The organism is Litorisediminivivens sp. KMU-197 (assembly GCF_056858395.1).
This window is the reverse complement of the sequence record NZ_JBXEQG010000024.1, coordinates 1-2500: the sequence shown is the minus strand read 5'-3', so window position 1 is coordinate 2500 and position 2500 is coordinate 1. Positions and strand designations below refer to the sequence as shown.

Sequence of the window (2500 nt, the reverse complement as noted above, 5' to 3'; positions counted from 1 at the left end):
AGGTAACACTTACTGGAGGTCCGAACCCACACCTGTTGAAAAAGGTCGGGATGAGTTGTGCCTAGGGGTGAAAGGCCAATCAAACTCGGAGATAGCTGGTTCTCTGCGAAATCTATTTAGGTAGAGCGTCATCCGAATACCCCGGGGGGTAGAGCACTGGATGGGTAATGGGGCCCCACAGGCTTACTGATCCTAACCAAACTCCGAATACCCGGGAGTACTAGATGGCAGACACACAGCGGATGCTAACGTCCGTTGTGGAGAGGGAAACAACCCTGACCTACAGCTAAGGCCCCCAATTCATGGCTAAGTGGGAAAGCAGGTGGGACGACCAAAACAACCAGGAGGTTGGCTTAGAAGCAGCCATCCTTTAAAGATAGCGTAACAGCTCACTGGTCTAAACAAGTTGTCCTGCGGCGAAGATGTAACGGGGCTCAAGCCATGAGCCGAAGCTTAGGATGCCGTAAGGCATGGTAGCAGAGCGTAGTGTGACATAGTTCCAAGCGTCCTTGATCCCTTCGGGGAAATTGGACGCGGGGAACTTTCTGTGAAGCCGGCGCGTGAGCGATCCGGTGGAGAGATCACTAGCGAGAATGATGACATGAGTAGCGACAAAGAGTGTGAGAGACACTCTCGCCGAAAGTCCAAGGGTTCCTGCTTAAAGCTAATCTGAGCAGGGTAAGCCGGCCCCTAAGGCGAGGCAGAAATGCGTAGCCGATGGGAACCACGTTAATATTCGTGGGCCAGGAGGATGTGACGGATCAAGAGGGTAGTTCATTCTTATCGGATTGAATGGGCTGCTTATTGGTCCCTGGAAATAGCCCTCCATCAGACCGTACCCTAAACCGACACAGGTGGACTGGTAGAGAATACCAAGGCGCTTGAGAGAACGATGTTGAAGGAACTCGGCAAAATACCTCCGTAAGTTCGCGAGAAGGAGGCCCGGTTCCTAGGCAACTAGGGGCTGGGGGCACAAACCAGGGGGTGGCGACTGTTTACTAAAAACACAGGGCTCTGCGAAGTCGCAAGACGACGTATAGGGTCTGACGCCTGCCCGGTGCCTGAAGGTTAAAAGGAGAGGTGAGAGCCTTGAATTGAAGCCCAGGTAAACGGCGGCCGTAACTATAACGGTCCTAAGGTAGCGAAATTCCTTGTCGGGTAAGTTCCGACCTGCACGAATGGCGTAACGACTTCCCCGCTGTCTCCAACATCGACTCAGCGAAATTGAATTGCCTGTCAAGATGCAGGCTTCCCGCGGTTAGACGGAAAGACCCCGTGCACCTTTACTACAGCTTCACACTGGCATCAGGCCATGCATGTGCAGGATAGGTGGTGGGCTTTGAAGCAGGAACGCCAGTTTCTGTGGAGCCTCCCTTGAGATACCACCCTTGCATTGCTTGATGTCTAACCGCGGTCCGTTATCCGGATCCGGGACCCTGTGTGGCGGGTAGTTTGACTGGGGCGGTCGCCTCCTAAAGAGTAACGGAGGCGCGCGAAGGTTGGCTCAGAGCGGTCGGAAATCGCTCGTTGAGTGCAATGGCAGAAGCCAGCCTGACTGCAAGACTGACAAGTCGAGCAGAGTCGAAAGACGGCCATAGTGATCCGGTGGTCCCGAGTGGAAGGGCCATCGCTCAACGGATAAAAGGTACGCCGGGGATAACAGGCTGATACTGCCCAAGAGTCCATATCGACGGCAGTGTTTGGCACCTCGATGTCGGCTCATCTCATCCTGGGGCTGGAGCAGGTCCCAAGGGTACGGCTGTTCGCCGTTTAAAGAGGTACGTGAGCTGGGTTTAGAACGTCGTGAGACAGTTCGGTCCCTATCTGCCGTGGGTGTAGGATACTTGAGAGGAGTTGCCCCTAGTACGAGAGGACCGGGGTGAACGATCCACTGGTGGACCTGTTGTTGCGCCAGCAGCAGTGCAGGGTAGCTATGATCGGACAGGATAACCGCTGAAGGCATCTAAGCGGGAAGCCCCCCTCAAAACAAGGTATCCCTGAGGACCGTGGTAGACCACCACGTCGATAGGCCGGAGATGTAAGCGCGGTAACGCGTTCAGTTGACCGGTACTAATGGTCCGATAGGCTTGATTTGATCCAGTAAAAGACAGACACGTCCGTCTCTGGAACAAGATCAAAGCAAACTACACCAACACAACACGATACTTGACTTGGACCCCGCCCAACGGCGGGGAATATAACGGGGCTTTCCCGGTTTGGTGATCACAGCACGAGCAAAACACCCGGTCCCATCCCGAACCCGGCCGTTAAGTGCCGTCGCGCCAATGGTACTGCGTCTCAAGACGTGGGAGAGTAGGTCATCGCCAAACCTGATAAGCCCCGATCCGTATCTCTCAAAACGATCAAAGCGACCCTGGCCCAAGACCGCCGAAAGGCGCCAGGCCAAACCAAAGTGTCGCGGGATGGAGCAGCCCGGTAGCTCGTCAGGCTCATAACCTGAAGGTCGCAGGTTCAAATCCTGCTCCCGCAACCAAAAAAT

General features: G+C 54.8%; 1 tRNA gene and 2 rRNA genes (1 of these 3 cut by a window edge). All 3 read left to right on the top strand.

Features of this window, described 5'->3' with window-relative positions:
* Nucleotides 1-2095 (top strand): 23S ribosomal RNA (locus tag AC04PT_RS19985) (it extends 1435 nt beyond the left edge of the window).
* A gap of 120 nt (nt 2096-2215) precedes the next feature.
* Nucleotides 2216-2330 (top strand): 5S ribosomal RNA (rrf, locus tag AC04PT_RS19980).
* An 87-nt stretch (nt 2331-2417) separates the two neighbouring features.
* A tRNA-Met gene (locus AC04PT_RS19975) sits at nt 2418-2494 on the top strand.
* The last annotated feature ends 6 nt before the right edge of the window (nt 2495-2500 follow it).